Annotated in this window: 13 protein-coding genes and 1 tRNA gene; 9 read left to right on the forward strand and 5 right to left on the reverse strand. The window is 70.7% G+C overall.

Translation table 11 applies throughout. The features are described 5' to 3' along the window. The first annotated feature begins 93 nt into the window (after nucleotides 1-93). A tRNA-Asp gene (locus tag ACFZBX_RS04900) sits at nucleotides 94-167 on the forward strand. A 388-nt stretch (nucleotides 168-555) separates the two neighbouring features. Here the strand turns inward: ACFZBX_RS04900 and bldC are convergent. Further along, nucleotides 556-762 carry a developmental transcriptional regulator BldC gene (bldC, locus tag ACFZBX_RS04905; protein WP_014137253.1) on the reverse strand — a complete coding sequence of 69 codons (207 nt, stop codon included), beginning with the start codon at nucleotides 760-762 and terminating at the stop codon, nucleotides 556-558. Between the two features lie 551 nt (nucleotides 763-1,313). After that, complete coding sequence (locus ACFZBX_RS04910) at nucleotides 1,314-2,225, reverse strand: hypothetical protein (RefSeq protein WP_391531549.1); 912 nt, start codon at nucleotides 2,223-2,225, stop codon at nucleotides 1,314-1,316. 247 nt (nucleotides 2,226-2,472) lie between these two features. On the opposite strand from ACFZBX_RS04910, the gene ACFZBX_RS04915 reads away from it, so the two are divergent. Together ACFZBX_RS04915 and ACFZBX_RS04920 are read left to right on the forward strand one after the other, a co-directional pair. Further along, a complete protein-coding gene (locus ACFZBX_RS04915; protein WP_380757977.1) occupies nucleotides 2,473-3,633 on the forward strand; it encodes a Glu/Leu/Phe/Val dehydrogenase dimerization domain-containing protein in 1,161 nt (386 codons plus the stop codon). Between the two features lie 394 nt (nucleotides 3,634-4,027). Beyond that, nucleotides 4,028-4,285, forward strand: coding sequence for a DUF3073 domain-containing protein (locus ACFZBX_RS04920; protein WP_327679361.1), 258 nt, complete (start codon nucleotides 4,028-4,030; stop codon nucleotides 4,283-4,285). A 166-nt stretch (nucleotides 4,286-4,451) separates the two neighbouring features. Here ACFZBX_RS04920 and purM read toward each other — a convergent pair whose 3' ends face one another. The 3 genes from purM to ACFZBX_RS04935 form a co-directional block, all read right to left on the reverse strand. Beyond that, nucleotides 4,452-5,537, reverse strand: a complete 1,086-nt coding sequence (purM, locus tag ACFZBX_RS04925; RefSeq protein WP_391531550.1) for a phosphoribosylformylglycinamidine cyclo-ligase — start codon at nucleotides 5,535-5,537, stop codon at nucleotides 4,452-4,454. 83 nt (nucleotides 5,538-5,620) lie between these two features. Next, nucleotides 5,621-7,204 carry an amidophosphoribosyltransferase gene (gene purF, locus ACFZBX_RS04930; RefSeq protein ID WP_380757973.1) on the reverse strand — a complete coding sequence of 528 codons (1,584 nt, stop codon included), beginning with the start codon at nucleotides 7,202-7,204 and terminating at the stop codon, nucleotides 5,621-5,623. Between the two features lie 231 nt (nucleotides 7,205-7,435). Next, nucleotides 7,436-8,353 (reverse strand): diacylglycerol kinase, encoded by a 918-nt coding sequence (locus tag ACFZBX_RS04935; protein WP_391531551.1) that lies wholly within the window; start codon nucleotides 8,351-8,353, stop codon nucleotides 7,436-7,438. Nucleotides 8,354-8,479: 126 nt separating this feature from the next. Here ACFZBX_RS04935 and ACFZBX_RS04940 point away from each other — a divergent pair, with 126 nt between their 5' ends. The 6 genes from ACFZBX_RS04940 (at nucleotide 8,480) to metG (ending at nucleotide 14,247) form a co-directional block, all read left to right on the forward strand. Beyond that, nucleotides 8,480-9,763: an adenylosuccinate synthase gene (locus tag ACFZBX_RS04940; protein ID WP_391531552.1), complete on the forward strand. Its 1,284-nt coding sequence runs from the start codon at nucleotides 8,480-8,482 to the stop codon at nucleotides 9,761-9,763. Nucleotides 9,764-9,889: 126 nt separating this feature from the next. After that, nucleotides 9,890-10,492 (forward strand): GNAT family N-acetyltransferase, encoded by a 603-nt coding sequence (locus ACFZBX_RS04945; RefSeq protein WP_391531553.1) that lies wholly within the window; start codon nucleotides 9,890-9,892, stop codon nucleotides 10,490-10,492. A gap of 528 nt (nucleotides 10,493-11,020) precedes the next feature. Then, nucleotides 11,021-11,884: a helix-turn-helix domain-containing protein gene (locus ACFZBX_RS04950; RefSeq protein ID WP_391531554.1), complete on the forward strand. Its 864-nt coding sequence runs from the start codon at nucleotides 11,021-11,023 to the stop codon at nucleotides 11,882-11,884. Beyond that, entirely contained in the window at nucleotides 11,881-12,069 is a 189-nt protein-coding gene (locus ACFZBX_RS04955) for a DUF397 domain-containing protein (protein WP_391531555.1), read from the forward strand. The genes ACFZBX_RS04950 and ACFZBX_RS04955 overlap by 4 nt, the downstream gene beginning before the upstream one ends. An 11-nt stretch (nucleotides 12,070-12,080) precedes the next feature. Beyond that, the gene (locus ACFZBX_RS04960; protein ID WP_391531556.1) at nucleotides 12,081-12,272 is read left to right on the forward strand and encodes a DUF397 domain-containing protein; all 192 of its coding nucleotides are present in this window, start codon (nucleotides 12,081-12,083) and stop codon (nucleotides 12,270-12,272) included. Nucleotides 12,273-12,516: 244 nt separating this feature from the next. After that, nucleotides 12,517-14,247, forward strand: coding sequence for a methionine--tRNA ligase (metG, locus tag ACFZBX_RS04965; RefSeq protein ID WP_391531557.1), 1,731 nt, complete (start codon nucleotides 12,517-12,519; stop codon nucleotides 14,245-14,247). The last annotated feature ends 106 nt before the right edge of the window (nucleotides 14,248-14,353 follow it).

A 14,353-nucleotide genomic window follows, 5' to 3' on the forward strand; every position in this document is an offset into this window, starting at 1 on the left:
GGTTCGACCTGGGGGCCCCACATGGGCTACGATCTGTCTTGTTCGCAGCGCGGCCCGAAAGGGAAAGCGGAGCGGACGGATCAGGAACACTCTGGTCCCGTGGAGCAGTTGGTTAGCTCGCCACCCTGTCAAGGTGGAGGTCGCGGGTTCAAGTCCCGTCGGGATCGCCGTAGGCGAAAGGCCCGGAACCGTTTGGTTCCGGGCCTTTCGCATTTCCCGGGCCGGCCCTTTTACCCGGACTAGGTCTAGACCACAAGTGACAGTGCGTGTGATAGTCGTCACCCGCCTTTCCCGGGAACCACCCCTTCGAACACCCTTCCCAGAAGACGCTAATTTAATATGTAAAATTGTACTGCCATTCACAGTAAATCCCCCCCACCCCTTCCCCCTCAAATCGTTATCCGGAGTTCAACATTCCGGGTGGATCGCACGAGTACGACAGTCCTGTAGAAGGAACTCCCCGGGGCGCCCCGGAAACAAACAAAGGGGCTGCTTACCGGACCCGGCGGAGTCCGGTAAGCAGCCCCTTCGAAAGAGCCTTGAGCGTTCGGCCTGTCAGGCCTCGGTGCGCTGCGCCGGAATACCGGCCAGCAGGGCGCGCACCTCCGCCTCACGGTAACGGCGATGGCCGCCCAGCGTGCGGATCGACGTGAGCTTGCCGGCTTTGGCCCAGCGGGTCACGGTCTTGGGATCCACACGGAACATGGTGGCGACCTCTGCCGGAGTCAGCAGGGGCTCGGCATCGGGGGTACGAGCGGTCATGAGCGGCCTCCTCGGGAGAACCGAACCAGGGCGGTTCTATCCTTCAAATTCTGCACCTTGGCCCGCGATGCCCGAAATGGCATAGACGGGCCGAGTCGGTTATAGGACGAACGGCTTGTCCTGGTGTCTACAACTACACCATCCGTCCAGCCCTATCGACCAAACCGCCAAAATTGACCCCTCACGGGTTCAAGCCCGACGGATGGCGATGGACCACCCCATAACGGGCGGTCACCCTATAGTGACATTAGGTTACGAGGGGACCAGACCCACCGTTTCACCGCAAAGCACGCATCGACTCCACAACCACCCAAAAGTGGGCACGCTCACGTGAACTTGGGCTGGTTGTCCCATTTTTGCACATAGGGGTGAGTTCGCGTCAACAGTGAGTAGTGTCACGTTCGAGAGGTATTGACCCGAACCGGGACCTTGGTCATACGGCTCGGGCCGTAGGACCCTTACCGTCTTACAAGTACCACCGGCACCCGCTCCGGCCAGCGGTGACGCCCCCTCAACCGGCCCGCCCCGGCCCTCACCCGCCCCCACCCGGCTCAGTTCGCGTGGCGCAGCGCCAGCACCCGCCGCCAGCGCACGGTCAGCGCCTCGTACGCGCGCAGCGCCTCCGCCGAGTCCCCGGCCCGCAGCGCCCGCAGCCCGTCCTCCAGCTCCCCGGCCGAACGGTCCGCCAACAGCCGCTCCGCTCCCAGCAGATGCACCAGCCCCCCGTAGTCCAGCTCCACCAGCGACCGCGGATGGAACTCCTCCAGCCACCGACCCACCTGTTCCGCCCCCCGCACCAGTTCCCCTTCCGGCACCGCCTCACGCAGCGCCCGGTACGCCCGGGCCACCCGGCGGCGCGCCTGCGCCATCGGCGTCAGATAGAACAGCGACGCCTGGTCCCCCCGGACCCCTTCCCCACCCTTCTCCCCCGTCCCTGCGGGAACGAAGCATCGATCCTCGTCCCCGAACGGAAGGAACCACCGGACCGGCACCTCCCAGCGGCTGGTGAGGATCCACGGCCGGGCGTCCGGGTGCTCCGAACACCAGCGCTCCCGGTCCGCCTCCGCCTCCGCCCGGGTGGCCGGCGGCAGCGCGGTGTCCAGCAGCGCCACCGGCGCCCCGGCCCGCAGTTCCTCCAGCGCCTGCCAGTTGCGCAGTCTGGTCGCCCACGGACAGATGTACAGCACCCCGTCGACCAGCCGGACGAAGGCCCGCTCGCTCTCCCGCTCGGGCAGCGCCCGCGGGGTGCGGCCGACCAGTTCGGCCAGCGCCGTGCGCTGCTCCGCCAGCGCCGCCGCGGCCACCGAGCGGCCCGCCTCCGGCGCGTCCGGACCGTGCTCCGCCGCGTAGGCCTGCCAGTGCGCCCGCTCGGGCTCCGGGTAGGCGGCCAGCGGCTCGTAGACCCGCAGGTGCGCGGCGTAGGGCGGCAGCACGGAGGTACGGACGACGGTCACGTCCTGCATCGTCGCACGCACCCCCCGTCGCCGGGGAGGGTGCGGCCGCCCGCCACCCGGCGGCCGGCGGGCCCGGGCGCCGTTCGCGGACGCACCCGGGGGACACGAACGGGCTGCTGGCGCCCACCCCGTCTCACCCCTCGGACAACCGGCCCGACCTTCGTCAAGGGGGCGGATCGCCGGCGTCCTCCGGACTACGCTTCGCCCTAGGCGCCCGCACCACAGCAAGCGGGCCTCGAATACTGGAGTCACCACAGTGACCGACGTACAGACCGCCGCCCCCGCACACTCCGCACCCGGCGTGCTCGGCAGGATCTTCGGCAACTCCCAGGACGGCGCCACCGGCGACGGCCACGAGCAGGTCGTGCTCTGCCACGACCGCTCCTCCGGGCTGAAGGCGATCATCGCCATCCACTCCACCGCGCTGGGCCCGGCCCTCGGCGGCACCCGGTTCTTCCCGTACGCCTCCGAGGAGGCGGCGCTGGAGGACGCGCTCAACCTCTCCCGCGGCATGTCCTACAAGAACGCGCTGGCCGGGCTCGACCTCGGCGGCGGCAAGGCCGTCATCATCGGCGACCCGAACAAGGACAAGAACGAGGCGATGCTCCGCGCCTACGGCCGCTTCGTGGAGTCGCTGCGCGGCCGCTACATCACCGCCTGCGACGTGGGCACCTACGTGCAGGACATGGACGTCGTGGCCCGCGAGACCGGCTTCGTCACCGGCCGCTCGCCCGAGCAGGGCGGTGCCGGCGACTCGTCCATCCTGACCGCCTTCGGCGTCTTCCAGGGCATGCGCGCCTCCGCCCAGGCCCGCTGGGGCCAGCCCACCCTGCGCGGCAAGCGGGTCGGCGTGGCCGGCGTCGGCAAGGTCGGCCACTACCTGGTCGGCCACCTGGTCGCGGACGGCGCCACCGTCGTCGTCACCGACGTCTCCGAGGCCGCGGTCAACCGCGTGCGGGCCGCCCACCCGGAGGTGGAGGTCGTCGCCGACACCGCCGCGCTGCTCCAGGCCAAGCTGGACGTCTACGCCCCCTGCGCGCTCGGCGGTGCCCTCACCGACGACAGCGTGGCCGCGCTGGGCGAGTTCGGCACCGTCATCGTCTGCGGCGCCGCCAACAACCAGCTGGCCCACCCGGGCGTCGAGAAGGACCTCGCCGACCGCGGCATCCTCTACGCCCCGGACTACCTGGTGAACTCCGGCGGCGTCATCCAGGTCGCCGACGAGATCGACGGCTTCAACTTCGAGCGCGCCAAGAACAAGGCCACGAAGATCTTCGACACCACCCTGGAGATCTTCACCCGGGCCGCCTCCGACGGCGTGCCGCCGGCCGTCGCCGCCGACCGCCTCGCCGAGAAGCGGATGCGCGAGATCAGCGCGCTGCGCTCGGTGCTGCTGCCGGGCGCCCGCCGGGGCTGATCCCGGCCCTCGACGGATCACCCGCGCGGGGGACGGCCGGCCGCCGTCCCCCGCGCATCACTCGCGCATCACGATGTGGAACCGGATTCTCGATTCTGCACCCGATCGGGTGATCCAACGTCCCCCTTGGGGGGATAATCGATGAGGAAACAACGGACCCGAGACACCTCCGGACAGCGTGCAGAAAGCCGCAAAACCTCCCCTGACCTGGGACGACCTGGTCGCGGGTGCGGCTGGTGCGCGCCACGTCACACCGACGACGTACCGTCCAGCGGCAGAAACAGGTACCGTTGATGCTCCAAGGGACGGTTCTCCCCATTCGGGCAGGCCGCTCTTGATCATGAACACGTGTCAGACTCGGGGCCGTGAGCCCCATCGTTGAGGGGGTCGACCCATGGGGCGCGGCCGGGCCAAGGCCAAGCAGACGAAGGTCGCCCGCGAGCTGAAGTACAACAGCGGCGGGTTCGACGCCAATCGTCTCTCCAGCGAGCTGGGCGTATCGCCCTCCACCTCCCCGATCGAGCCGGAGCCGATCGAAGAGGACGAGGACGACGACCCTTACGCGGAGTATGCGGCTCGTTACGCCGATGACGGCGAGGACGACGACACCGAGTCGGGTACCGGGCCCTCCCAGGCCCGCCGTCGCGCGTAGTCTCCCAGTCTGACCTGACCGGCCACGGTGCCCAGTGCACCGGGCCGGTCTTCGGCGTTCCCGCGTCCCCGTGCCGCGTCCGGAGGACCGGCGCGCGGCCCCGCGGGGGAACCCGTGCAAAGGCCCCGCCGGCATGCCGGCGGGGCCTTCGTCACGCTCTTCGCGCTCAGCCCGCCGTGAAGCCCTCGTAGGCGTTGTAGAGGGCCGCGCCGTCCGTGTGCTCGGCGGTGCGCTCGACGATGTCGCCCAGCACCCAGGACTCCACGCCGCGGTCCTCCAGGACCGCCAGCACGGTGTCCACCGAGTGCGGCGGGACGACCGCGACCATGCCGACGCCCATGTTGAGCGTCTTCTCGATCTCCAGGGTGGCCACCTTGCCGACCTCGGCGACGGTCCGGAAGACCGGCAGCGGGGTCCAGGTGCCGCGGTCCAGGCGGGCGTGCAGGCCGTCCGGGATCACCCGGGCCAGGTTGGCCGCCAGGCCGCCGCCGGTGACGTGCGAGAAGGCGTGCACCTCGGCGGCGCGGATCAGCGCCAGGCAGTCCAGCGAGTAGATCCGGGTCGGCTCCAGCAGCTCCTCCCCGAGCGTGCGGCCGAACTCCTCGACCTTGCGGTCCAGCTTCCAGCCGGCCTGGTTCAGCAGCACGTGGCGGACCAGCGAGTAGCCGTTGGAGTGCAGGCCGGAGGCGGCCATCGCGATCACCACGTCGCCGGCCCGGACGCGCTCGGCGCCCAGCAGCGCGTCCGCCTCGACGACGCCGGTGCCGGCGCCCGCGACGTCGTACTCGTCCGGACCGAGCAGGCCCGGGTGCTCGGCGGTCTCGCCGCCGACCAGGGCGCAGCCGGCCAGCGCGCAGCCCTCGGCGATGCCCTTGACGATCGCGGCGACCCGCTCCGGGACGACCTTGCCGACGCAGATGTAGTCGGTCATGAACAGCGGCTCGGCGCCGCAGACCACGATGTCGTCGACGACCATGCCGACCAGGTCGTGGCCGATGGTGTCGTGCTTGTCCATGGCGGCCGCGATGGCGACCTTGGTGCCCACGCCGTCGGTGGCCGAGGCCAGCAGCGGCCGCTCGTAGTTCTTGAAGGCGGAGACGTCGAAGAGGCCGGCGAAGCCGCCGAGACCGCCGACCACCTCGGGGCGGTTGGCCTTCTTCACCCACTGCTTCATGAGCTCGACGGCGCGGTCGCCCGCCTCGATGTCCACGCCGGCGGCGGCGTAGGTGGCGCCGTTCTGGTCGGTAGTCACTGCTGTGCGGCCCTTTCGGGTCTGTGGTGGGGGTTGGAACGGCGGTGGGGTCCCGGTTGCGGGACCCCACCGCGGGTTCGTCGTTACGGGCGGCGCAGCGCGTCGGCCGCGCCCGCCCCGCCGAGCAGCGACTGGACGCCGTCCAGGTCGCTGCCGCTGGTCGGCTTGCCGCGGACCGCGGGGGTCTGCTGGCCGCCCTTGATCTCGGCCTCCAGCAGGAGCTTGCCGAGCAGCGCCGGGTCGGGCAGCTCCATCGGGTACTCACCGTCGAAGCAGGCCCGGCAGAGCCGGTCCTTCGGCTGCTTGGTGGCCTCGATCATGCCGTCGATCGAGATGTAGGAGAGCGAGTCCGCACCGAGCGTGCGGCCGATCTCCTCGATGGTCATGCCGTTGGCGATCAGCTCCGCGCGGGTCGCGAAGTCGATGCCGAAGAAGCACGGCCACTTCACCGGCGGCGAGGAGATCCGGATGTGGACCTCGGCGGCGCCCGCCTCGCGGAGCATCTTCACCAGGGCGCGCTGGGTGTTGCCGCGGACGATCGAGTCGTCGACCACGACCAGGCGCTTGCCCGCGATGACCTCGCGCAGCGGGTTGAGCTTGAGCCGGATGCCGAGCTGGCGGATGGTCTGGCTGGGCTGGATGAAGGTGCGGCCCACGTAGGCGTTCTTCACCAGGCCGGAGCCGTACGGGATGCCGCTGGCCTCGGCGTAGCCGATGGCGGCCGGGGTGCCGGACTCGGGCGTCGCTATCACCAGGTCGGCCTCGACCGGGGCCTCCTTCGCCAGCCGGCGGCCCATCTCCACGCGGGAGAGGTGCACGTTGCGGCCGGCGATGGTGGTGTCCGGGCGGGCCAGGTACACGTACTCGAAGACGCAGCCCTTGGGCTTGGCCTCGGCGAACCTGGAGGTGCGCATGCCGTTCTCGTCGATGGCGATGAGCTCGCCGGGCTCGACCTCGCGGATGAAGGAGGCGCCGCAGATGTCCAGCGCCGCCGTCTCGGAGGCGACCACCCAGCCGCGCTCCAGCCGGCCCAGCACCAGCGGGCGGATGCCCTGCGGGTCACGGGCGGCGTAGAGCGTGTTCTCGTCCATGAAGACGAGCGAGAAGGCGCCCTTGACCTTGGGCAGGACGACCTTGGCCGTCTCCTCGATGGAGAGCTCCGGGTGGCCGGCGAGCAGCGCGGTCACCAGGTCGGTGTCATTGGTCGCGGCCGTCCGCCCGGAGCGGGAGACGTGCTCCTCGCCGGGGAGTTCGGCGACCATGGCCGCCAGTTCGGCGGTGTTCACCAGGTTTCCGTTGTGACCGAGGGCCAGGGAGCCGTGCACGGTCGCCCGGAAGGTCGGCTGGGCGTTCTCCCAGACCGAGGAACCGGTGGTCGAGTAGCGGGCGTGTCCGACGGCGATATGCCCGTGCAACGACCCCAGGGAGGCCTCGTCGAAGACCTGGGAGACGAGTCCCATGTCCTTGAAGACGAGAATCTGGGAGCCGTTGCTCACTGCGATGCCCGCGGATTCCTGACCGCGGTGCTGCAGGGCGTAAAGGCCGAAGAACGTGAGCTTGGCGACCTCCTCGCCGGGAGCCCAGACACCGAAGACGCCGCAAGCGTCCTGGGGGCCTTTCTCGCCGGGAAGAAGATCGTGGTTGAGTCTTCCGTCACCACGTGGCACGCCTTCGAGTCTAGGCCAGGCGGTCCGGCGTTACGGCACCCGGGCGGCCGGATCTGAGCGGGTGTGCGCCGGTAACGCGCGTAGACGAAACCCCTTACCCGGGGCGGGGTTCGGCACCGGCGGGCATCCGGCGAACGCGCCCGGCCTTGCGGTTCGCGCCCGTTGGCGCGTTCCGGGTGTGCCCGGCGCTTCGCCGCGCGTTCGTCCGCCGTTCGTCCAACGTGAGCCTGCTCACCCGGGCTCCCCCTCGGCGCGGGACGGCCGGGCGGCGGGCAGCAGCAGGCCCCAGCACCCCGGGTGGACCGTCCAGGTGCGGGCCCGGACCGGGCCGACCGGGTGGCCGTCCGCCTCGTAGCCGAAGCCGCGCCCGGCCACCGAGACGCTGGCCGCCCGGGCCCGGAGCAGGGCGCCGGGCGCGCGGACCACGATCTCCATCACGCCCTCGCCGGCTCCGTCGCCGGACGGCAGGGTCACCTGGACCACCCGGACCGGGCGGTGCACATCGGCGAGCAGTCGGCCGTCCGCCTCCACCCGCAGCCGCGAACTCGGCTCGCCGGGGCCCGGCTGGGCGAGCCCGGCCGCCGCGGTCCGGCCGGCCCGTTCCGGGCTGAGCACGGTCCCCTGCTCGGCCGCAGCCAGTTTCGCCCATAGCGAACGCCAACCGCTCGGACGGCCCGCCGGGCGCCGTATCCCGCTCCCCGAGATCCGCACCCCGCCGAGCGCCACCCCGCCGCCGTCGTCGACCAGCAGGTCCAGTTTGCGCACCGCGCCCGCCAGCACCGCCCGCGCCGCCGCCACCGGGGCCGCCGGAACGCCGAGCCCGCGGGCCGCCGCCACCTCCTCCGGACGGCCGACCGGCACCAGGCCCACCGGGTCCGTCCCCAGCTCACGTTGGCGGTACAGCGCCTGGAGCACCCGCTGGAGCGCCAGGTCGGAACCGATCACGACCGGTCGCCTCCGACCGCGGTGCGAAAGCATCCGGTCGAGCTCGGAGGGCGTCTCCGGATAGGCCACCTTGACGTCCGTCCCGCCGGAGAGAACGTCCTTCGCGATCCGCACCGACTCGCCGTCGGACTGCCGGGCCGCCGGGTCGAGGAGCAGGAGAAGCGGCTCCGGGCCGCCGGTTGCAGGCGTGGACAGGGACGACACAACCGGTCCTTCCTCAGGTAATCTCTCGGTGCAAGAGCCCCTTGCGCTATTGCGCCAGGGGCTTCGTCTATCTCGGGGCAGACTGCGGCCTACGCAGGATGCCCCAACCGGAAGGGGTGTACGCCTGTGCCGGCACTCGTGCTCGTTGGCGCTCAGTGGGGAGACGAGGGCAAGGGGAAGGCGACCGACCTCCTCGGCGGCTCCGTCGACTACGTCGTCCGTTACCAGGGCGGCAACAACGCCGGTCACACGGTGGTCATCGGCGACCAGAAGTACGCGCTGCACCTGCTGCCTTCCGGCATCCTCAGCCCGAACGTGACGCCGGTGATCGGCAACGGGGTCGTCATCGACCCGGGCGTGCTGCTCTCCGAGCTCAACGGGCTGAACCAGCGAGGCATCGACACCTCCAAGCTGCTGATCTCGGGCAACGCCCACCTGATCACGCCGTACCACCGCACCCTGGACAAGGTCACCGAGCGCTTCCTCGGCAAGCGCCGGATCGGCACCACCGGCCGCGGCATCGGCCCGACCTACGCGGACAAGATCAACCGCGTCGGCATCCGGGTCCAGGACCTCTTCGACGAGTCGATCCTGCGCCAGAAGATCGAGGCGGCGCTGCACGACAAGAACCAGCTGCTGGTCAAGCTGTACAACCGCCGCGCCATCCCCGCCGACCTGGTGCTCGAGGAGTACCTGGGCTACGCGGACAAGATCAAGCCGTTCCTGGCCGACACCACCCTGGTGCTCGACGAGGCGCTGAAGGCCGGCAAGGTCGTCCTGCTGGAGGGCGGCCAGGGCACCCTGCTGGACGTCGACCACGGCACCTACCCGTTCGTCACCTCCAGCAACCCGACCTCGGGCGGCGCCTGCACCGGCTCCGGCATCGGCCCCACCAAGATCGACCGGGTCATCGGCATCCTGAAGGCCTACACCACCCGCGTCGGCTCCGGCCCGTTCCCGACCGAGCTGCTCGACGCGGACGGCGAGGCGCTGCGCCGCATCGGCGGCGAGCGCGGCGTCACCACCGGCCGTGACCGCCGCTGCGGCTGGTTCGACGCGGTGATCGCCCGCTACGCGACCCGGGTCAACGGCCTGACCGACTTCTTCCTCACCAAGCTCGACGTGCTCACCGGCTGGGAGCAGATCCCGGTCTGCGTGGCCTACGAGATCGACGGGCAGCGGGTCGAGGAGCTGCCGTACAACCAGTCCGACTTCCACCACGCCAAGCCGGTCTACGAGAACCTGCCGGGCTGGAGCGAGGACATCAGCAAGGCGAAGACCTTCGCCGAGCTGCCGAAGAACGCCCAGGCGTACGTGAAGGCGCTGGAGGAGATGTCGGGCGCACCGATCTCCGCCATCGGCGTCGGCCCGGGCCGTGACGAGACGATCCAGATCAACTCGTTCCTGTAGGCCCTGCGGCCGTTCGACGAGGAGGCCCTGCGGGTTCGCCCGCGGGGCTCTTCCTCGCCCTCCGAACTTTGCACTAATACAGATATCCATTGCTTCTAGTGCATTCCACGGCTACCGTTTCCGATCATGACCGCGAAGATCCCCTCCCCCGTCACCCTCACCGGCCGCCACGTCCGCCTGGAGCCCCTGGACCGCCGCCACCTGTCCGACCTGTGGGCCACCGTCGGCCCGGACCCCGAGGTGTGGCGGTGGATCCCGTTCGCCGCGCCGGCGTCCGAGGAGGAGCTGGGGAAGATCCTCGACATCCGGATCGCCGAGGTGGCGGCCGGCAACGCCGTGAAGTTCGCGGTGATCGACCTCGACTCCGGCCGGGCCGTCGGCATCACCGGCTACTACGCGTTCGGCGCCGAGGACGAACTCGTCGAGATCGGCGGCACCTGGTACGCCCGGTCGGTGTGGCGCACCGCCGTCAACACCGAGGCGAAGCTGCTGCTGCTCGGGCACGCGTTCGACGAGTTGGGCATGGGTCGGGTGTTCTGGAAGACCGATGCGCTCAACGACCGTTCGCGCAACGCGATCCTGCGGCTGGGCGCCCGGTTCGAGGGTGTCCACCGCCGGGACAAGCGGCGCGCCACCGGCGTCTGGCGGGACACGGCGTACTTCTCGATGCTGCGCGAGGAGTGGCCGGACGCGCGCCCGCGCCTGGCGCGGCGGCTCGCCGCCGGCTGACCGCTACCTGTCGTTGCGGGGCGCCAAGTCCCGTTTGCCGGACCGCCGTTCCCGTGGCTGACGGGTCGCGATGATCTGCGCCACCACTCCGACGAAGACCACCGAGACCAGCAGGCCCGTCAGCAACACCACGGCCATCAGCGATCGACCGCCGCCACGGCCGGGACCGCCCCGCCGTACACCCCGATGAGTTCCACACCCCAGTCATCGGCCAAAGCGGCGGCGAGGTCAAGCCCCCGACCACGAGTTCGATCCGCGTCCGGTCCTGCCGCGCCCGGAAGCCGCCCGCGCCGCGGCCCGGCGGGGTCGGCCCCGATCCCCGGTGAAAGCAACATCGACTGTCTCCAGTCCAGTTGAGGCGTGGACTCGGCCGCCGAAGCAGATCGGCCCCGTGCCGACGACGCTAGGGTTCCAGGGGTAACAGTTGCTACCGCAGCTGGTGCACTTCACCCCATCGAGCTACTCGGTGGACCCGGTGTCCACGGGGCGGCAGACTGCACCGAAGGCACCGACCGAGGAGAGACGCGCATGCCACCACGCCTGTCGCCCAGCGTGCGCCAGCAGCGGCTCGGCTCGGAACTGCGCAGGATGCGCGAGCACGCGGGCATGACGCCCAAGGCCATGGCGGCGGCCCTGGGCACGGACGTCCCCAAGATCTCCCAGATGGAGAACGGGAAGTCGGGCATCAGCGCCGACCGCCTCCGTTCCTGGGCCGCCGCCTGCCGGTGCGCCAACCTCCCGCTCATCGAGGCCCTCACCCTGATGACGCAGGACCGCGGCAAGCACTGGTGGCACCACTTCCGCGGCCGGGTCCCGGCCGGGATGCTCGACATCGCCGAACTCGAACACCACGCGGAGTCGCTGCTCGTCCTCAACACGACCTCGATCCCGGGCCTGCTGCAGACCAGCCGCTACGCCGCCGCGATGTTCGCCCGGCTGCGTCCGCCGCTGCCACGCCACGACGCCGACGTCCGCACCGCCTTCCGCACCGAACGCCAGCAGGTGCTGTCCGCCGGGCGGCCGTTCACCGCGTTCATACACGAGGCCGCGCTGCGGATGCAGTTCGGCGGCCCCGCCGTCCTGCGGGAACAGCTGGCCAGCCTGCTCGACGACGCCGAGCGCCCCGGGGTCACCCTGCGCGCGATCCCCTTCGGCGTCGACACCTACCCGGGCTCGGGCGAGGACCTCTTCCTCGCCCACGGCCCGGTCCCCGAACTCGACACCGTGCAGATCGACCTCACCCAGGGGCCGCAGTTCATCGACTCGGAAGCGGACCTGGCCTCCTACCGCGCCATCGTCGGCGAGTCCGACGCGCTCGCCCTCGGCCCCGAGGAGTCCCACGACTTCGTCCGGCACATCATGACGGACCTGAAAGGCGGGCCATCCCGATGACCGACTGGCAGAAGTCCTCGATGAGCGGCAACAGCAACCAGTGCGTCGAAGTACGAACCGCCGGCGGCCACATCGAGATCCGCGAGTCCGACACCCCCGACTCGATCATCACCACCACCCGCAAGACGTTCGCGCGGTGGATCGAACGCGTCAAGCGCGGCGAGTTCGACCACCCCACCCCCTGAAGGAGCCCCCCATGGACAGCTGGCAGAAGGCCGCACCCGGCGGCGTGGGCGAGGACGCCCTGGAGATCCGCACCGTCAACGGCATGGTCGAGATCCGCGATCCCCGCAACGACGCCGTCGTCGTCCGCACCACCCCGCGCAAGTGGGCCGCCTTCGTCCTCGGCGTCAAGGCCGGCGAGTTCGACCACTTCGTCGCCGACTGACCACCGCCTCCGCCGCCCCTCACCGGCCGCGGGGGCGGCGGAGGGCGAGGGCGCCGCGGGGAAAATGGGCGCGAGGGGGCGGGGCGGGCTTCGATAGGATTGGCAGGCCCACAGTGGAACGTCGCTCTGGCCGGCAGCCCGGGAGGCGGCGCCTGTGCCCGGTTCCCTTCGCCGCCCCAGACCCTGCGCCCGTCACGGCACTCCGGGACAGGGGTGCGTGCGGGAGAAATCGGAGCATCCGAGGATGGCTCGGCACCTGATCACCAGCGCCCTCCCCTATATCAACGGGATCAAGCACCTGGGCAACATGGTCGGGTCCATGCTGCCGGCGGACGTCTACTCGCGGTACCTGCGCCAGCGCGGGCACGAGGTGCTGTACATCTGCGCGACCGACGAGCACGGGACCCCGGCCGAACTGGCCGCGCAGGAGGCCGGGCTGCCGGTGGCGGAGTTCTGTGCCCGGGCGCACGAGCAGCAGAAGGCGGTGTACGACGGCTTCAAGCTGTCGTTCGACTACTTCGGCCGCAGCTCCTCGCCGCAGAACCGGGAGATCACCCAGGAGATCGCCCGCGAGCTGCACGCCAACGGGTTCATCGAGGAGCGGGCGATCCGCCAGGTGTACTCGAACGCGGACGGCCGCTTCCTGCCGGACCGCTACATCGTCGGCACCTGCCCGCACTGCGGCTACGACAAGGCGCGCGGCGACCAGTGCGAGAACTGCACCCGCGTCCTGGACCCGACCGACCTGGTGGAGCCGCGCTCGGCGATCAGCGGCAGCGCGGACCTGGAGGTGCGGGAGACCAAGCACCTGTTCCTGCTCCAGTCGAAGCTGACCGGGCAGGTGGAGGACTGGGTCGCCGCGCACGGCGACGAGTGGCCGGTGCTGGCCTCCTCGATCGCCCGCAAGTGGCTGACCGAGGGCCTCCAGGACCGCGCGATCACCCGTGACCTGGAGTGGGGCGTCCCGGTGCCGGCCGACGTGTGGCCGGAGCTGGCCGCCGCCGGCAAGGTCTTCTACGTCTGGTTCGACGCGCCGATCGAGTACATCGGCGCGACGAAGGAGTGGTCCGACGCCGCCCCGGCCGGCGAGGAGCGGGACTGGAAGTCCTGGTGGTACGAGGCCGACGAGACCGTCCGCTACACCGAGTTCATGGCCAAGGACAACGTCCCGTTCCACACGGTGATGTTCCCGGCCACCATCCTGGGCTCGCGCCGACCGTGGAAGAAGGTCGACTACGTCAAGGCCTTCAACTGGCTGACGTACTACGGCGGGAAGTTCTCCACCAGCCAGAAGCGCGGCATCTTCACGGACGTCGCCCTGGAGCTGCTGCCGGCCGACTACTGGCGCTACTTCCTGATGGCGCACGCGCCCGAGTCGGACGACTCCAGCTTCACCTGGGACCTCTTCGCCTCGGTGGTCAACAAGGACCTCGCCGACACCCTCGGCAACTTCGTCAACCGGGTGCTGTCGTTCAGCCGCAAGCGGTTCGGCGACGACGTGCCGGCCGGTCAGCCGGCCGGCGAGGCGGAGGAGCGGCTGGGCGCGCAGATCGCCGAGCTGCTGGCCGACTACGAGGCGCAGCTGGAGGCGCTCAACTTCCGCAAGGCGGCGCAGAGCCTGCGCACCCTGTGGAGCGCGGGCAACGCGTACCTGGACGAGAAGGCGCCCTGGCTCCAGGTGAAGACCGACCCGGAGGCGGCGGCGCTGACGCTGCGCACGGCGATGAACCTGATCCACCTGTACGCGGTGGTCTCCGAGCCGTTCATCCCGACGGCGGCGCGGGCGATGCGCGAGGCCTTCGCACTGCCGGCCGACGCCCCGGCGCGCACCGCGACCTGGGTGGACGCGGACGCGGCGCGGGCGCTGGACGCGGTGCCGGCCGGGACGCCGTTCACGGTGCCGCCGGTGCTGTTCGCGAAGATCACCGACGAGGACCTGGCCACCTGGGCCGAGCGCTTCGGCGGCGGCGAGTAGGCGGGACCGACGACGGACGGCCGTCCTCCCCGCGCGGGAGGGCGGCCGTCCGTCGGTTTTTCACCCGATCGTGGAATCGCCCCGCCCCCGGCGGATCGGCCAGACT

Origin of the sequence: Kitasatospora sp. NPDC008115 (assembly GCF_042957205.1) — a bacterium.
Classification (GTDB): Bacteria; Actinomycetota; Actinomycetes; order Streptomycetales; family Streptomycetaceae; genus Kitasatospora.

Excerpts from the sequence above, each read along its gene's own strand:
- bldC (WP_014137253.1), bottom strand. The coding sequence starts at position 762 with ATGACCGCTCGTACCCCCGATGCCGAGCCCCTGCTGACTCCGGCAGAG.
- ACFZBX_RS04910 (WP_391531549.1), bottom strand. The coding sequence starts at position 2,225 with ATGCAGGACGTGACCGTCGTCCGTACCTCCGTGCTGCCGCCCTACGCC.
- ACFZBX_RS04920 (WP_327679361.1), top strand. The coding sequence starts at position 4,028 with ATGGGGCGCGGCCGGGCCAAGGCCAAGCAGACGAAGGTCGCCCGCGAG.
- ACFZBX_RS04945 (WP_391531553.1), top strand. The coding sequence starts at position 9,890 with ATGACCGCGAAGATCCCCTCCCCCGTCACCCTCACCGGCCGCCACGTC.
- ACFZBX_RS04950 (WP_391531554.1), top strand. The coding sequence starts at position 11,021 with ATGCCACCACGCCTGTCGCCCAGCGTGCGCCAGCAGCGGCTCGGCTCG.
- ACFZBX_RS04955 (WP_391531555.1), top strand. The coding sequence starts at position 11,881 with ATGACCGACTGGCAGAAGTCCTCGATGAGCGGCAACAGCAACCAGTGC.
- ACFZBX_RS04960 (WP_391531556.1), top strand. The coding sequence starts at position 12,081 with ATGGACAGCTGGCAGAAGGCCGCACCCGGCGGCGTGGGCGAGGACGCC.
- metG (WP_391531557.1), top strand. The coding sequence starts at position 12,517 with ATGGCTCGGCACCTGATCACCAGCGCCCTCCCCTATATCAACGGGATC.